Source organism: Bradyrhizobium sp. Cp5.3, assembly GCF_000426265.1.
In the GTDB taxonomy this organism is placed as follows: Bacteria; Pseudomonadota; Alphaproteobacteria; order Rhizobiales; family Xanthobacteraceae; genus Bradyrhizobium; species Bradyrhizobium neotropicale.
Genome location: NZ_AUFA01000020.1, coordinates 62,844 through 76,944 on the forward strand (window position 1 = coordinate 62,844; position 14,101 = coordinate 76,944).

Consider the following 14,101-nt stretch of genomic DNA (forward strand, 5'->3'; position numbering starts at 1 on the left):
CGATCTGCTTTTGCCCGAAATCACGGTAAAAGGGCGCCTTGGCATAACAGGACGATGCGTTGACCAGACATCCGGACATTCGATTCGCTGCCTCCTTCGCCGCGCGAAGCGCGCGCGTTGTCGGCGTGCTTCTCGTCACCGCCGGGATGGTGACCGCGACATCGTTTGCCCAGAACGTGCCTGTGCCGAAGCCCGCGCCGAAGGGCCGGGACGGGTCGGCTTCCGACGCACAGCGCGGGCCTGCGACGACGGGCGCGACGCAGGCGCCACCGAATCCGATCATCCCGGATCCCCGCCGCAACGTGCCGAGCAGCATCTTCCAGACTTTCGATGCGAACCAGAAGGCCCAGGCCGCCAAGGTCAGCGCCTATCTGTCCTCGCTGTCGACGCTGGTCGGGAATTTCGTCCAGGTCGGCCCCGACGGCAGCAAGACGCAAGGCGATTTCTACATCCAGAAGCCCGGCAAGATGCGCGTCGAGTACGATCCGCCGAGCCCGATCGACATCATCGCCGATGGCTCGTCGGTGGTCGTGCGCGACCGCAAGCTCGCGACCCAAGACGTCTATCCGCTGTCACAGACGCCGCTGCGCTTCCTGCTGTCGGACCGCATCGATCTGATGAAGGACACCAACGTCGTCAGCGTGACCGCGGACGATCTCTTCATCAGCGTCACCATCGAGGAGAAGCAGGCGCTGGTCGGCACCAGCCGCTTGCTGCTGATGATCGGCGCCAAGGACGGCCAGTTGAAGCAGTGGACCGTGACCGACCCGCAGGGCTACGACACCACCTTCGCGGTCTATAATCTGGATACGAGCAAGAGGCTCGATCCCAGCATGTTCAAGATCGACTTCACCAATTACGGCCCCGCGCCGGGTTAGGTGCGTAGGGTGGGCAAAGCGACGCGTGCCCACCATTCCCAAGCTCGAAAAGACGGTGGGCACGGCGCTTTGCGCCTTTGCCCACCCTACGGGAGCTTGCTAAGACGCAGTTCCCATGCGTCTTTCCCTGACAACCTGGAACATCAATTCGGTGCGGCTGCGCATCGATCTCGTCGCGAAATTCCTCAAGAGCGCGCGGCCGGACGTGCTGTGCCTGCAGGAGACCAAGTGCATCGACGACGCCTTTCCGATGAAGCGATTCAAGCGGCTCGGCTATGAGCATGTCGCGCTGAACGGGCAGAAGGGCTATCACGGCGTCGCCATCGTCTCGAAGATTCCGTTCGAGTCGAAGGATGTCCGCACCTTCTGCGACAAGGTGGATTCGCGCCATATCTCGGTGTCGTTCGGCGAAAAAGCCAACATCGCAAAGCCGCTGGTGCTGCACAATTTCTACGTCCCCGCCGGCGGCGACATTCCCGATCCCGCGCTGAATGAAAAGTTCGATCACAAGCTCCGCTTTCTCGACGAGATGAAGGCCTGCGAGCCGCTGCATCCGCGCGGTGAGGACCGCCACATCCTGGTCGGCGATCTCAACGTCGCCCCGCACGAGAACGACGTGTGGTCGCACAAGCAGCTTTTGAAGGTGGTGTCGCACACACCGGTCGAAACCGAGAAACTGCTGGCGGCACTGAATGCCGGCGAATGGATCGACGTCGCGCGCGAGCGCATCCCGATGTCGGAGAAGGTCTATACGTGGTGGAGCTACCGTTCCGCCGACTGGACCGTCGGCGACCGCGGCCGCAGGCTCGACCACATCTGGGTCTCGCGGGCACTGAAGGATGCGGTCAGCGATTTCAGTATCTTGCGCGACGCGCGGAGCTGGGAGCGGCCGTCGGACCACGTCCCGGTGACGGTGACGCTGGAGGTGTGACCTCTCGTCATCCCGGGGCGCGCCTAGCGCGAGCCCGGAATGACGAGGGGAGAGAGCTACGACGTCAGCTTCGCGCCGGCCATCAGAATGTCGCTGGCGATCTGGCTGGAGCGAACTGCAAATTCATCGCGGAGGCGGACCGCGGCGGCAGGGTCGCTCTCCAGCACGCGCTGAAACAGGCTGCGCGAGACGCGGATGACGGAGGAATGCTCAAGCGCGATCGCGCTCGACGGCCGCTTCATCGGCACCACCAGCGCGAGCTCGCCGATCAACGCGCCGGGACCTGCGATCATCTCGGCGCCGGCGCCGTCATCGACCCGAAAGGCACCGCGCTGGACCACGAAGCCGGCATCGGCGTCGTCGCCGAGATTGAACAGGACGTCGCCGCGGACGAAGTCACGCTGCTCGGAGCCGATCGCGAGCATCCGCAACGAGGCGTCTCCCAACAGGCGCAGGGTCGGGACACGCTCGAGCAGCGCTACGTCGTCGTCGATTGACATTCAGGTCCGAGGCTCAAAGGCGCGCGATTTGAAACGATTCGTGCGCCTCTGAAGCGTATCACGGCACCAGCTTGTAGCCACCGGCTTCCGTGACCAGGATTTCCGGGTTGGCCGCGTCCTTCTCGATCTTCTGGCGGAGGCGGTAGATGTGGGTTTCCAGTGTGTGGGTGGTGACGCCGGAATTGTAGCCCCAGACCTCCTGGAGCAGGGTCTCGCGCGAGACCGGCATCTGGCCGGCCCGGTAGAGGAAGCGCAGGATCGCCGTTTCCTTCTCCGTCAGCCGCACCTTGCGGGCGTTGGCGGCGGTCAGCATCTTGGAGCCGGGGCGGAAGCTGTAGGGGCCGACCGAGAACACCGCGTCCTCGCTGGCCTCGTGCTGGCGAAGCTGCGCGCGGATGCGCGCAAGCAGCACGGCAAAACGGAAGGGCTTTGCGACATAATCGTTGGCACCGGATTCCAGGCCCAGAATGGTGTCGGAGTCGGTGTCATGGCCCGTCAGCATGATGATCGGGGCCTTGAATCCGCCCTTGCGCAAGGAGCGGACCACCTCGCGGCCGTCGGTATCGGGCAGGCCGACATCCATCAGAACGAGATCGGGGGAGTTGGCCTTCGCGGCGCTGGCTCCCTTGGCGCCGGTATCGACGGCGGAAGCTTCAAATTCTTCGTGCAGCGATAATTGCTCCACCAACGTATCGCGCAGATCGGAATCGTCATCCACGATCAGGATCTTGCGGGCATTGGGCATTGGGGATCATCCTTTTGGAGTCCGGCTCGACGCGCGCGGATGCCGCGCCCAGCCGCGATGGTAAAGTTTAGGGGTCGCTGTTTTTATTGTTGTTCGTCTTGAAGTAGTGGGCTGTTACCGATTCACAAGCCAGAATTACTCTAACTCAGAATAGCAGGCCGTCTTGATGAATGTCCCGTAATGAATTCGACATCGCACGTTCGTATGAAAAATAAAGCGATTTCAATTGGTTACATCAAGAATCGTCGCGCGGGACCGCTATCGGCGATCCGCGTTAAGCCTGCCGCCGGTAATCCGCGCCGGGGTTGGCTGACGGCCGGAGAGCTGACGATTCCGGTGGCGCTGGGGCGCGGCGGCATTCTGGCCAACAAGCGTGAGGGCGATGGCGGCACCCCCAGGGGCAGCTTCCGGCCGCGGCAATTATGGTGGCGGGGCGATCGCCACAGCCGCCCGCAAACATTCCTGCCGGCGCGAAGCATCGGCGATGAGGATGCCTGGTGCGAGAACCCAAGCGACCGGCACTACAATCAGGCGGTCCGGCTCGGGCGGGAGCAGGGCGGCGACCGGCTCAAGCGGGCTGACCACCTCTACGATTTCATCATCGAGATCGATCACAACACGAAGCCTCGCATCGCCGGCCGGGGCAGCGCAGTGTTCCTGCATCTGGCCCGCGACAATTTCGGTCCGACCGCGGGTTGCGTCTCGATGACCAAGTCCGCGATGCTGCAATTGCTGCGGCGGCTGGGGCCGCGGACGAAAATCATCATCGGGTGAGGGACCATGCTCGGGAAGGACCAGATCGCCGCTGCATCGCGCGTCCTCGTCAGACATTGGCGCGACGGCACCAAGCTCGACGCGCTCGAGGCCTCCTTGCGGCCACGGAGCCGCGCCGAAGGCTACGCCGTGCAGGCCGCGCTCGAAGCAAACTCGCCCGGGAAATTGTTCGGCTGGAAGATCGCGGCAACGAGCGAGGCCGGACAGAAGCACATCAATGTCGCGGGCCCCATGGCCGGACGCATCCTGAGCGACACCGTCATCGCCGATGGCGGCACCGCATCGATGAAGGGCAACGAGATGCGCGTCGGCGAACCCGAATTCGCCTTCCGCATGGGACGCGACCTGCCGCCGCGCGCGACACCTTACAGCGTCGACGAAGTGCTTGCCGCGGTCGAGACCCTGCATCCCGCGATCGAGATTCCGGATTCGCGCTTCGCCGATTTCGTCGGCGCCGGCGAGGCCCAGCTCATCGCCGACAATGCCTGCGCGCACCTGTTCGTGCTGGGCGCATCGACCTCCGCCAATTGGCGGGCGATGGATCTCGTCGAGGAGCGGCCGCAGATCACGCTGCGCGGCCAGCATTACATCGGCCACGGCAGGAACGTGCTGGGCGATCCCCGTGTCGCGCTGGCCTGGCTTGCCAACGAGCTGCGCGAACTAGGCATCACCTTGAGGGCAGGGGAGGTGGTGACGACAGGCACGTGCCATCCGCCGCTGCCGATCCAGGCGGGCGACGAATTCGCGGCGGACTTTGGTGTGTTGGGAAGGGTGTCGGTGAGATTCGGTTCGCCCGCCACATACTCCGCCGTCATTGCGAGCGCAGCCCTTGGCATTCGCCAGGACGACGAAAACGAGTTACACAATGACTACCTATGCCCGAAGATCGCGCTCCCCACGCGGACATGCGTGGCGCCGAGCATGATGGCGGTGGCGAAATCGGCGCTCATGCCCATCGACAGATTCTCCAATCCGTTGCGCGCGGCGATCTTGGCGGTCAGCGCGAAATGCGCCGCCGGCGGCTCGTCCACCGGCGGAATGCACATCAGACCGGAAATCGTCAGCCCATAGGTGTCGCGACAGCTCGCGATGAAGGCATCGGCCTCGCCGGGCGGGACGCCGGCCTTCTGCGGCTCCTCGCCGGTGTTGATCTGAACGAAGAGCTGCGGATGCTTGTTCTGGGATTCGATTTCTTTGGCTAACGCTTGGCAAATGCTCGGACGGTCGACCGAATGGATGGCATCGAACAGCGCGACCGCTTCCTTCGCCTTGTTGGATTGCAGCGGACCGATCAGGTGCAGCGCGATATCCGGGTAACCGGATGTTAACGCCGGCCACTTGCCCTTCGCCTCCTGCACGCGATTCTCGCCGAATACGCGCTGTCCGGCGGCGATAACCGGCGTAATTGCATCCGCGGCGAAGGTCTTGGACACCGCGATCAGCGTGACCGAGGCGCGATCGCGCCGCGCTTCCTTGCAGGCGCGAGCGATTTCCGCCTCGACGACGGCGAGTGCATTTGGTGAATGCCCGGTTAGCGGGGCGGTGTTTTCGTTCATCATGAGATTTGACCCGTCGCTGATGGTGACGGAGGTAATTCCAATTTTACCGAGTTCAAGAAAGGGTTTTTGAACCCTTCGCTTTACCTTGCCCGATGGGGTGGGTAGCGAAGATGGTCAACGTCAGTCTCAACCGCAAACGAGCGAAACTCAAGCAGGTTCTCGGAATCCGGGCCCGGCTTGCGTTGCTTGCGGTGATTCTGGTCGCGCCCTTGATGCTCGAGCGTATCCGTTCGCTCGAGGAGACGCGCGTCCGGCAGATTGCGCAGGCCACTGCAGACTTCACCACGGTCGCGCGCCACAGCGCCGATGCACAGCGCGAAGTGATTTCATCGGTCGAGACCATCCTGAAATCGGAGGCCTTCATCCGCGCTTCGGCCGGCGGCATCAGCAAGAGCTGCGACGTGCTGCGCGCGAGCCTGCCGTCCAACCTTCCCTGGATCCGCACGCTTCTCATCGCGGGCGAGGACGGGCGCATCCAGTGCGCCACCAACAACATGTATGTCGGCCTCGACCTCAGCGACCGGCCCTACTTCCAGCAGGCGCAGGAAACAGGCCGCTTCGTGCTCTCTGATTTCCTGCTGTCTCGCCCGGTGCAGTCGCCGACCGTGATGGCGGTGTATCCGGTGTCGGCGCTGAGCGGCGTCCCCGATGCCGTGGTGCTCGCGACCGTGAACCTCGACTGGATGTCGAAGGTGATGAGCAATCTCGGCGGCCGCGCCGGCATTACCGCCGTGCTGGTCGACAGCACCGGTACCGTGCTGGCGGCGCCGGCGGACCAGCATAGCGCGGTCGGCCGTCCACTCGATAATATGCCTTTGATGTCCGCGATTGCCGATCGGGCCCTTCGTTCGGACCAGGACGAAGGCTCGCTGTCTTTCCTCGCCGCTGACGGCTCGCGCCGCGCGGTCAGCTTCATCCGCATCGCCGGCACCAATGCACGCCTGATCGCCAGCATCGATGAAGACAAGGTGTCCGCGGCCGTCAACCGCGACATCCGCACCGCCTATCTCCAGCTCGCGTTCGTCGTCGTGTTCGTCCTGCTCGGCGCGCTAATCGCCGCCGAGAAGCTCGTGATCAAGCCGGTCGAGATGCTCGCCGACATGGCCAAGCGTCTGGGCGAGGGCGATCTATCGGCGCGCGCCGCACGCAAGAGCTTGCCGTCCGAATTCGTGCCGCTGGCCCGTGCCTTCAACGCCATGGCCGCGCAACTGAGCCAGCGCGAGCGCGAGCTGATCGCGAGCAATGACCGGCTGACGGTGATGGCCTCGATCGACATGCTGTCGGGGCTCGCCAACCGCCGCGGCTTCCAGAGCCGGCTCGACTTCGAATGGATGCGCGCGCAGCAATATGGCAGCGATCTCGCGCTCCTGATGATCGACGTCGACCATTTCAAGCTCTTCAACGACACGTACGGCCATCTCGAAGGCGATTCGTGCCTGACCCGTCTCGGCGAGACACTGTCCGGCATCGCCGCCGACACGATGGGCTTTGCGGCACGCTATGGCGGTGAGGAATTCTGCCTGCTGCTGCCAAACACCGACGTGATGCGCGCCGTCGAGATCGGCGAACATGTGCGCGCGGCAGTGCTCAAGCTGTGCCTGCCGCACATCACCTCCAACCACATGATCGTCACCGTCTCGATCGGCGTGGCCGCAACAAAGCCCAACGAGACCCTGCGTCCCGGCGATCTGATCGAAGCAGCCGACGCCGCGCTTTACGCCGCCAAGCATCGCGGCCGCAACACCGTCGCCGAGCACGGCATCCTGCCGATCGAGGACGGTACAGCGAAAATAATGATGGCGGGTTGATCCCGCGCGCTAGCCCGCGGCCCAGGCGCGATCGAGCTCGTTTTCCGTCACCACACGATTGCGGCCGCCACCCTTGGCGAGATACAGGGCGCGGTCACAGCGCTCGATGAGATCGGCGGTCGCCTCGCCGGTCCGATACTGCGCCACGCCAATCGAGACAGTAATGTTCGGAAGGACCTCGCCGGTCGAGCGGCGGGTAATCTTGCACTCCCCGATCGCGCGCCTGATGCGCTCAGCGATCTCGGCACAGGCGGCAAGGTCGGCATCCGGCAACACCGCGATCAGCTCCTCGCCGCCATAGCGGGCCGGCAGATCCTGCTCGCGAACCTTTTCCTGCAAGACCTTTGCCATCAGGCGCAGCACCTGGTCGCCGACGCCATGGCCGAAATTGTCGTTGAAGGTCTTGAAGTGGTCGATGTCCAGCATCAGCACGCTGAGCGGCTCGCCCCATTCCGCAGTTGCCTGCGCCTTGCGCAAAAATTCGTCGAGCGCACGCCGGTTTGCCAGGCCCGTCAGCGTGTCGGTGCGGGCGCGCTCCTCCGATTTGGAGAGGGAATCGCGGATCACGTCGAGCTCGCGGGTCTTTTCGGCAAAGCCCGCCTCGAGCCGCGTCGCCCGGGTCGCGGCACGCGCCAGCTCGTTCATGAGCTGTGCGACCAATGTCCTCGGGTCGACGCCCGTCTGGCTTTGATCGGCCACGTCACTGATCACCTGCATCTGGGACCTATTGTCGGCGATCGCGGTCGCCAGAAATTCCTTGGCCGCGCCCATCAGGGCATGCAGCCGTTCGGAGGTCTCGATGGCGACGCCGCCCGCATTGGGCTCGATATAGGTCTCGAACAAATCCTGATTGGTCCGGGCGTCGAACGGACGGTTGTGGTCGATCAGGAGGTCGACGGCATTGCGCAGATCGTCATGGTCGCCGGCGAAATAATGGAACCAGACGGCGAAATTGTTCGGTGTCGGCGGAATCCGCTGTTCGACCATGCTCCGCATTGCCCGCTCGGCGATCGACGCGGCATAGTCGAAATCGAGATCGTCGAAGCTGGTGTCCATAGCGGCGGCTATTGGGGGTCCTGTGCGGCCGCAACCTCGCACCGACCCCTTAATCGCGCCCCAACGGCGGTCTCAGTAGTTATGCGGGGGTCCGCCCTGCGCATCCGCCCCGTCGCAACCCATTGACCCCTTGAGGACTTCTATGGCCTAGTCCGCCGTCTTTAGACGGCCGAACCCAAGAAAACCCAACGATTCCATGACCTCCGAACGCTACAACGCCCGCGACGCCGAACCGCGCTGGCAGCGCCAATGGGACGAGCAAGCGATCTTTGTCTCCAAGAACGACGATCCGCGGCCGAAATACTATGTGCTCGAGATGTTCCCCTACCCGTCCGGGCGGATCCATATCGGCCATGTCCGGAATTACACGCTCGGCGACGTGCTGGCTCGCTTCATGAGGGCCAAGGGGTTCAACGTGCTGCACCCGATGGGCTGGGACGCCTTCGGCCTGCCGGCCGAGAATGCGGCGATCGAGCGCAAGGTCGCACCGAAAGCCTGGACCTACGACAATATCGCCGCGATGAAGAAGCAGCTCCGTTCGATCGGGCTGTCGCTGGACTGGAGCCGCGAGATCGCGACCTGCGATCCCTCCTACTACAAGCACCAGCAGAAGATGTTCCTGGACTTCCTGCGTGCAGGGCTCGCCGAGCGCGAGAAGCGCAAGGTGAATTGGGACCCCGTCGACATGACCGTGCTCGCCAACGAGCAGGTGATCGACGGCCGTGGCTGGCGTTCGGGCGCTGTCGTCGAGCAGCGTGAGATGAACCAGTGGGTCTTCAAGATCACGAAATATTCGCAGGAGCTGCTGGAAGCACTGGACGGGCTGGACCGCTGGCCGGACAAGGTGCGGCTGATGCAGCGCAACTGGATCGGCCGCTCGGAGGGTCTGCTGGTCCGTTTCGCGCTGGACCAGGCGACGACGCCGGCCGGCGAGACCGAGCTGAAGATTTTCACGACGCGCCCGGACACGCTGTTCGGCGCAAAATTCATGGCGATCTCGGCCGATCATCCACTGGCGATCGCCGCGGCTGCGAAGAATCCGAACCTTGCGGAGTTCATCGCTGAGATCAAGAAGATCGGCACCGCGCAGGAGATCATCGACACCGCGGAGAAGCAGGGTTTTGACACCGGCATCCGCGCCGTACACCCGTTCGATCCCTCCTGGAAGCTGCCGGTCTACGTCGCCAATTTCGTGCTGATGGAATACGGCACCGGCGCGATCTTCGGCTGCCCGGCGCACGACCAGCGCGACCTCGATTTCGTCAACAAGTACAATCTCGGCAACACGCCGGTGGTGTGCCCCGAGGGCCAGGATCCCAAGACGTTCGTCATCACCGACACCGCCTATGACGGTGACGGCCGCATGATCAATTCCCGCTTCCTCGACGGCATGACCATCGCAGAAGCCAAGGAAGAGATCGCAAAGCGCCTGGAAAACGAGATGCGCGGCAACGCGGCGGTCGGCGAGCGGCAGGTCAACTTCCGCCTGCGCGACTGGGGCATCTCGCGCCAGCGCTATTGGGGCTGCCCGATTCCCGTCATCCATTGTCCGAAATGCGACGTGGTGCCGGTGCCTGATGCCGACCTGCCCGTAAAGCTGCCGGACGATGCGACTTTCGACCGTCCGGGCAACGCGCTCGACCATCATCCGACCTGGAAGCACGTCACCTGCCCGCAATGCGGCGGCAAGGCTAGCCGCGAAACCGATACCATGGACACGTTCGTGGATTCGTCCTGGTACTTCGCGCGCTTCACCGATCCCTGGAACGAGAACGCGCCGACGACGCCGGCGGTCGCCAACCGGATGATGCCGGTCGACCAGTATATCGGCGGCGTCGAGCACGCGATCCTGCATCTGCTCTACAGCCGCTTCTTCGTGCGCGCGATGAAGGCAACTGGCCACATCGCGATGGACGAGCCGTTCGCCGGCATGTTCACGCAGGGCATGGTGGTGCACGAGACCTACCAGAAGGCCGACGGCACCTACGTGCAGCCGGCCGAGGTGAAGATCGAGGGCGTAGGCAATGGCCGCCATGCCACGCTGCTCGCGAGCGGCGAAGCCATCCAGATCGGCGCCATCGAGAAGATGTCGAAGTCGAAGAAGAACACGGTCGACCCCGACGACATCATCGACACCTACGGCGCCGACGTTGCACGCTGGTTCATGCTGTCGGACTCCCCGCCGGACCGCGACGTGATCTGGAGCGACGAGCGCGTCCAGGGCGCCTCGCGCTTCCTGCAGCGATTGTGGCGGCTGGTGAGTGAATCGGCCGAGGCCGGGAAGGCGGCGCCGGCGGCGCGGCCGGCGAGCTTCGGCCCCGACGCGACCGGCTTACGGAAGGCGGCCCATGGCGCGCTGGACAAGGTCACCACCGGAATTGAGCGGCTGCACTTCAACGTCTGCCTCGCCCATATCCGCGAATTCGCCAATGCGCTGTCGGAGGTGCTGCAGCGCCCCGGCGGGCCCGCCCCCGACCTCGCCTGGGCGATTCGGGAGGCCGGCCAGATCCTTGTCCAGCTGTTCTCCCCGATGATGCCGCATCTGGCCGAGGAGTGCTGGCAGGTGCTGGGCCTGACGGGGCTGGTTTCCGAGGCCAATTGGCCGCAAATCGAACGCGATTTGCTGGTTGAAGACGCCGTGACCCTGGTGGTCCAGGTCAACGGCAAGAAGCGAGGTGAGGTCACAGTTGCAACAGCGGCCCAGAATCCGGAAATCGAGGCTGCCGTTTTGGCCCTCGATGCGGTAAAGCTGGCGCTGGACGGCAAGCCCGTCCGCAAGGTGATCATCGTCCCCAAGAGGATCGTGAATGTTGTCGGCTAGGATCCGCATCGCAGCACGCTTGCTGGCGGTCGCCGCTCTCGCGGCGCTCACGGCCGGCTGCTTCCGGCCGATGTATGCCGAGCATACCGACGGCACCCCCGACCTGCGCGAAAAGCTGATGGGGGTCGAGCTCCCGCCGATCGACAAGCCGAATGCCTCCCGTGAGGCGCGCGTCGGGGTCGAGGTTCGCAACGCGCTGGCGTTCAAGCTCTACGGTACGGCCACGGGCATGCCGCCGACCCACCGCCTGATGATCCGCTTCACGTCCAGCCGCTCGTCCCTGATCATCGATCCCAATACGGGCCTGCCGAGCAGCGAGAATTACGGCATCGACGCCCAGTACAATCTGATCGAGATCGTAACCAACAAGTCGGTGATGACCGGCACGACGTTCTCGCGCGTGTCCTATGACATGCCCGGCTCCTACCAGCGCTTCTCCCGCACCCGGGCGTACCGTGACGCCGAGGATCGCGCGGCCCAGGAGATCGCCGACAACATCTCGACCCGGCTCGCCTCGTTCTTTACGGCGGGCACTTAAGCCACCCCTGTCATTCCGGGGCGCCCGACTTGTCCGCCGAAGGGCGAAGGCGGAAGGGCGAACCCGGCATCTCGATCCATTACCTCCGGATTCCGGGTTCGCCGATACGCGCCCCGGAATGACGAGTCCTAGGCAAGATGGTCGCGCTACGCGGAAAAGAGATCGACGCCTTTCTCGCCCGCCCCGATGCGGGCCGGCCGATCATCCTGCTCTATGGTCCTGACGCCGGCCTCGTGCGTGAGCGCGCCGACGCACTGATTGCCTCGGCCGTCGACGACCCCAACGACCCCTTCTCGATGGTGAAGCTCGATGGTGACGAGCTTTCCGCCGAGCCGTCGCGTCTGGTCGATGAAGCCATGACCGTCCCGCTGTTCGGCGGCCGCCGCGCCATCCGCGTGCGCGCGGGCTCGCGCAGCTTTGCCAGCGGTATCGACACGCTGGCCGAGATGCAGGTCAGGGATTGCCGCATCGTGATCGAGGCCGGCGAGTTGCGCCCGGAATCGCCGCTGCGGAAAGCGTGCGAGCGCGCCAAGACGGCGGTGGCGATCGGCTGCTACCCCGACACCGAACGCGACCTCGCAAAACTGATGGAGGACGAGCTTCGCATCGCGAACCTGCGCATCGCGCAGGACGCCCGCGCCGCGCTGATGTCCTTCCTCGGCGGCGACCGCCAGGCCTCGCGCAACGAGCTGCGCAAGCTGACGCTCTATGCGCACGGCAGAGGCGAGATCACGCTGGATGATGTCATGGCCGTGGTCGCCGACGCCTCCGAGCTGAAGCTCGATCCGATCGTCGACGGCGCCTTCGCCGGCCGGCCGGACATCGTTGAGAGCGAGTTCGCCAAGGCCATGATCGCCGGCACCTATCCCGGCGTGATCATCTCCGCGGCGCAGCGCCAGGCCGCATGGCTGCACAAATCCGCGCTGACGATCGCCGACGGCACGCCCGCCTCGGCCGTGCTCGACGGCGGATTCCCGCGCCTGCATTTTTCGCGAAAGCCCGCGGTTGAAGCGGCGCTACGCAATTTCAGCGTGGCCCGTCTTGCCACCATCATCGAGCAGCTCGCGACCGCCGCGCTCGACACCCGGAAGCAATCGGCCCTCGCCGCCGCGATCGCGCAGCGCACGCTGATGGCGATTGCCGCGAACGCAAAGCGGCGGGGTTAGGACCCACTTCATCCGCGCGTCATTCCGAGCGAAGCGCCGCAATCCAGAGTCCCTCCGCGGAAAGATTCTGGATTGCTTCGCTGCGCTCGCAACGACGATGTGTGGGGATGTCAGTTCCTCATCCTGAGAAGCGCGGCACGCGCGTCTCGAAGGATGAAGGCCCGGCCGGTGGCCCTCGCCCTTCGAGGCGCCGCTTCGCGGCTCCTCAGGGTGAGGGTGATAGAGGGCACATGAATGCTCGACAAAACGCTGTCATTTCGGGGCTCGCCGTCAGGCGAGAACCCGGAATGAGGATGCGGAGTTAGAGATTGCCCTTCGCCAGCCGCCGCATCACCTCATCGAGCTGCTCGAGGTTGCGGTAGTTGATCTGCACCGCGCCGCCGGGGTCGCGGTGAGTCACGGTGACCTTGAGCCCGAGCGCATCGCTGACGCGCCTTTCCAGATCGATCGTATCGGGGTCCTTCTCCTTGGACCCGGCGCGCGCCTTTTGCGGCTTGCGCTCCGGAACGCCCTCCTCATGCGCGAGCGCTTCGGCCTGGCGGACGTTGAGGCCCTCCTCGACGATGCGCTTGGCAGCGGCGAGCGGATCGGGCACGCCAATCAGCGCGCGAGCGTGACCCGCCGTCAGCTCACCGTTCGCGATGAAGGCCTGCACCTCGGCCGGTAGCTTTGTGAGCCGCATCATGTTGGCGACATGGCTGCGGCTCTTGCCGACAGCTTTGGCGATGTCGTCCTGGTTGCGTTTGAACTCGTTGGCGAGCGCGTGATAGCCCTGCGCCTCTTCCATCGGGTTGAGGTCTTCGCGCTGCACGTTCTCGATGATCGCGAATTCCAGCGCATCGCTGTCGCTGATGTCGACCGGCACGATCGGCACTTCGTGCAGGCCGGCAAGTTGCGAAGCGCGCCAGCGTCGTTCGCCGGCGATGATCTCGAAGCGGTCCTGCGTGCCCTTCACGGGGCGCACCACGATCGGCTGGATCACGCCGTGCTGCTTGATGGAGTCGCTGAGCTCCTTGAGCTCGGCTTCCGAAAAGGTGCGACGCGGATTGCGCGGATTGGGCTTGAGGAATTCGATCGGCACCTTGCGCTGCGTGCGCGGACGCTCGACATGCGCCGCCTCGCCGCCGACGTCACCGATCAGACTTGCAAGACCCCGGCCCAGTCGCGAACGCGCTTCGTCGGCCATCGCCAGCTCCCTTGGATTCACTTGGCAGCACTCCAGAACTGAATTTCAGATTCCCGATCGTGGGGTGAGCAAAGGCGCGAAGCGCCGTGCCCACCATCTGTCGCTCGGATGATTGCGGTGGGCACGCTTCGCTTTGCCC

At 64.4% G+C, this 14,101-nt stretch carries 12 protein-coding genes and 1 pseudogene; 8 read left to right on the forward strand and 5 right to left on the reverse strand.

Going from position 1 to position 14,101, the window contains the following annotated elements:
* The first annotated feature begins 146 nt into the window (after nucleotides 1–146).
* A complete protein-coding gene (locus K289_RS0124820; RefSeq protein WP_035685649.1) occupies nucleotides 147–878 on the forward strand; it encodes an outer membrane lipoprotein carrier protein LolA in 732 nt (243 codons plus the stop codon).
* A gap of 115 nt (nucleotides 879–993) precedes the next feature.
* Nucleotides 994–1,809: an exodeoxyribonuclease III gene (gene xth, locus K289_RS0124825; RefSeq protein WP_027554027.1), complete on the forward strand. Its 816-nt coding sequence runs from the start codon at nucleotides 994–996 to the stop codon at nucleotides 1,807–1,809.
* 56 nt (nucleotides 1,810–1,865) lie between these two features.
* Here the strand turns inward: xth and K289_RS0124830 are convergent, their stop codons facing one another.
* Nucleotides 1,866–2,309 (reverse strand): cyclic nucleotide-binding domain-containing protein, encoded by a 444-nt coding sequence (locus K289_RS0124830; RefSeq protein ID WP_027554028.1) that lies wholly within the window; start codon nucleotides 2,307–2,309, stop codon nucleotides 1,866–1,868.
* Between the two features lie 58 nt (nucleotides 2,310–2,367).
* The gene (locus K289_RS0124835) at nucleotides 2,368–3,054 is read right to left on the reverse strand and encodes a response regulator transcription factor (protein ID WP_027554029.1); all 687 of its coding nucleotides are present in this window, start codon (nucleotides 3,052–3,054) and stop codon (nucleotides 2,368–2,370) included.
* A 204-nt stretch (nucleotides 3,055–3,258) separates the two neighbouring features.
* On the opposite strand from K289_RS0124835, the gene K289_RS0124840 reads away from it, so the two are divergent.
* Nucleotides 3,259–3,828, forward strand: a complete 570-nt coding sequence (locus K289_RS0124840; RefSeq protein WP_035685635.1) for a L,D-transpeptidase — start codon at nucleotides 3,259–3,261, stop codon at nucleotides 3,826–3,828.
* A gap of 6 nt (nucleotides 3,829–3,834) precedes the next feature.
* A pseudogene (locus tag K289_RS44975) lies at nucleotides 3,835–4,614 on the forward strand (2-keto-4-pentenoate hydratase); the annotation flags it as partial.
* An 83-nt stretch (nucleotides 4,615–4,697) separates the two neighbouring features.
* Here K289_RS44975 and K289_RS48900 read toward each other — a convergent pair.
* Nucleotides 4,698–5,387: a YggS family pyridoxal phosphate-dependent enzyme gene (locus K289_RS48900; protein ID WP_084788699.1), complete on the reverse strand. Its 690-nt coding sequence runs from the start codon at nucleotides 5,385–5,387 to the stop codon at nucleotides 4,698–4,700.
* Between the two features lie 110 nt (nucleotides 5,388–5,497).
* On the opposite strand from K289_RS48900, the gene K289_RS0124855 reads away from it, so the two are divergent.
* A complete protein-coding gene (locus K289_RS0124855) occupies nucleotides 5,498–7,195 on the forward strand; it encodes a diguanylate cyclase domain-containing protein (RefSeq protein WP_027554031.1) in 1,698 nt (565 codons plus the stop codon).
* Nucleotides 7,196–7,204: 9 nt separating this feature from the next.
* On the opposite strand, the gene K289_RS0124860 is transcribed toward K289_RS0124855, so the two are convergent.
* Entirely contained in the window at nucleotides 7,205–8,251 is a 1,047-nt protein-coding gene (locus K289_RS0124860) for a GGDEF domain-containing protein (RefSeq protein ID WP_198024757.1), read from the reverse strand.
* Between the two features lie 196 nt (nucleotides 8,252–8,447).
* Between K289_RS0124860 and leuS the strand changes: the two genes are divergently transcribed.
* The 3 genes from leuS (at nucleotide 8,448) to holA (ending at nucleotide 12,776) form a co-directional block, all read left to right on the forward strand.
* Nucleotides 8,448–11,072, forward strand: a complete 2,625-nt coding sequence (leuS, locus tag K289_RS0124865; protein ID WP_027554033.1) for a leucine--tRNA ligase — start codon at nucleotides 8,448–8,450, stop codon at nucleotides 11,070–11,072.
* Complete coding sequence (gene lptE, locus K289_RS0124870; RefSeq protein ID WP_027554034.1) at nucleotides 11,059–11,610, forward strand: LPS assembly lipoprotein LptE; 552 nt, start codon at nucleotides 11,059–11,061, stop codon at nucleotides 11,608–11,610. Before leuS ends, lptE begins: the two co-directional genes overlap by 14 nt.
* Before the next feature lie 137 nt (nucleotides 11,611–11,747).
* Nucleotides 11,748–12,776, forward strand: coding sequence for a DNA polymerase III subunit delta (holA, locus tag K289_RS0124875; protein WP_027554035.1), 1,029 nt, complete (start codon nucleotides 11,748–11,750; stop codon nucleotides 12,774–12,776).
* A 301-nt stretch (nucleotides 12,777–13,077) separates the two neighbouring features.
* Here holA and K289_RS0124880 read toward each other — a convergent pair whose 3' ends face one another.
* Complete coding sequence (locus K289_RS0124880; RefSeq protein ID WP_027554036.1) at nucleotides 13,078–13,962, reverse strand: ParB/RepB/Spo0J family partition protein; 885 nt, start codon at nucleotides 13,960–13,962, stop codon at nucleotides 13,078–13,080.
* Between the last annotated feature and the right edge of the window lie 139 nt (nucleotides 13,963–14,101).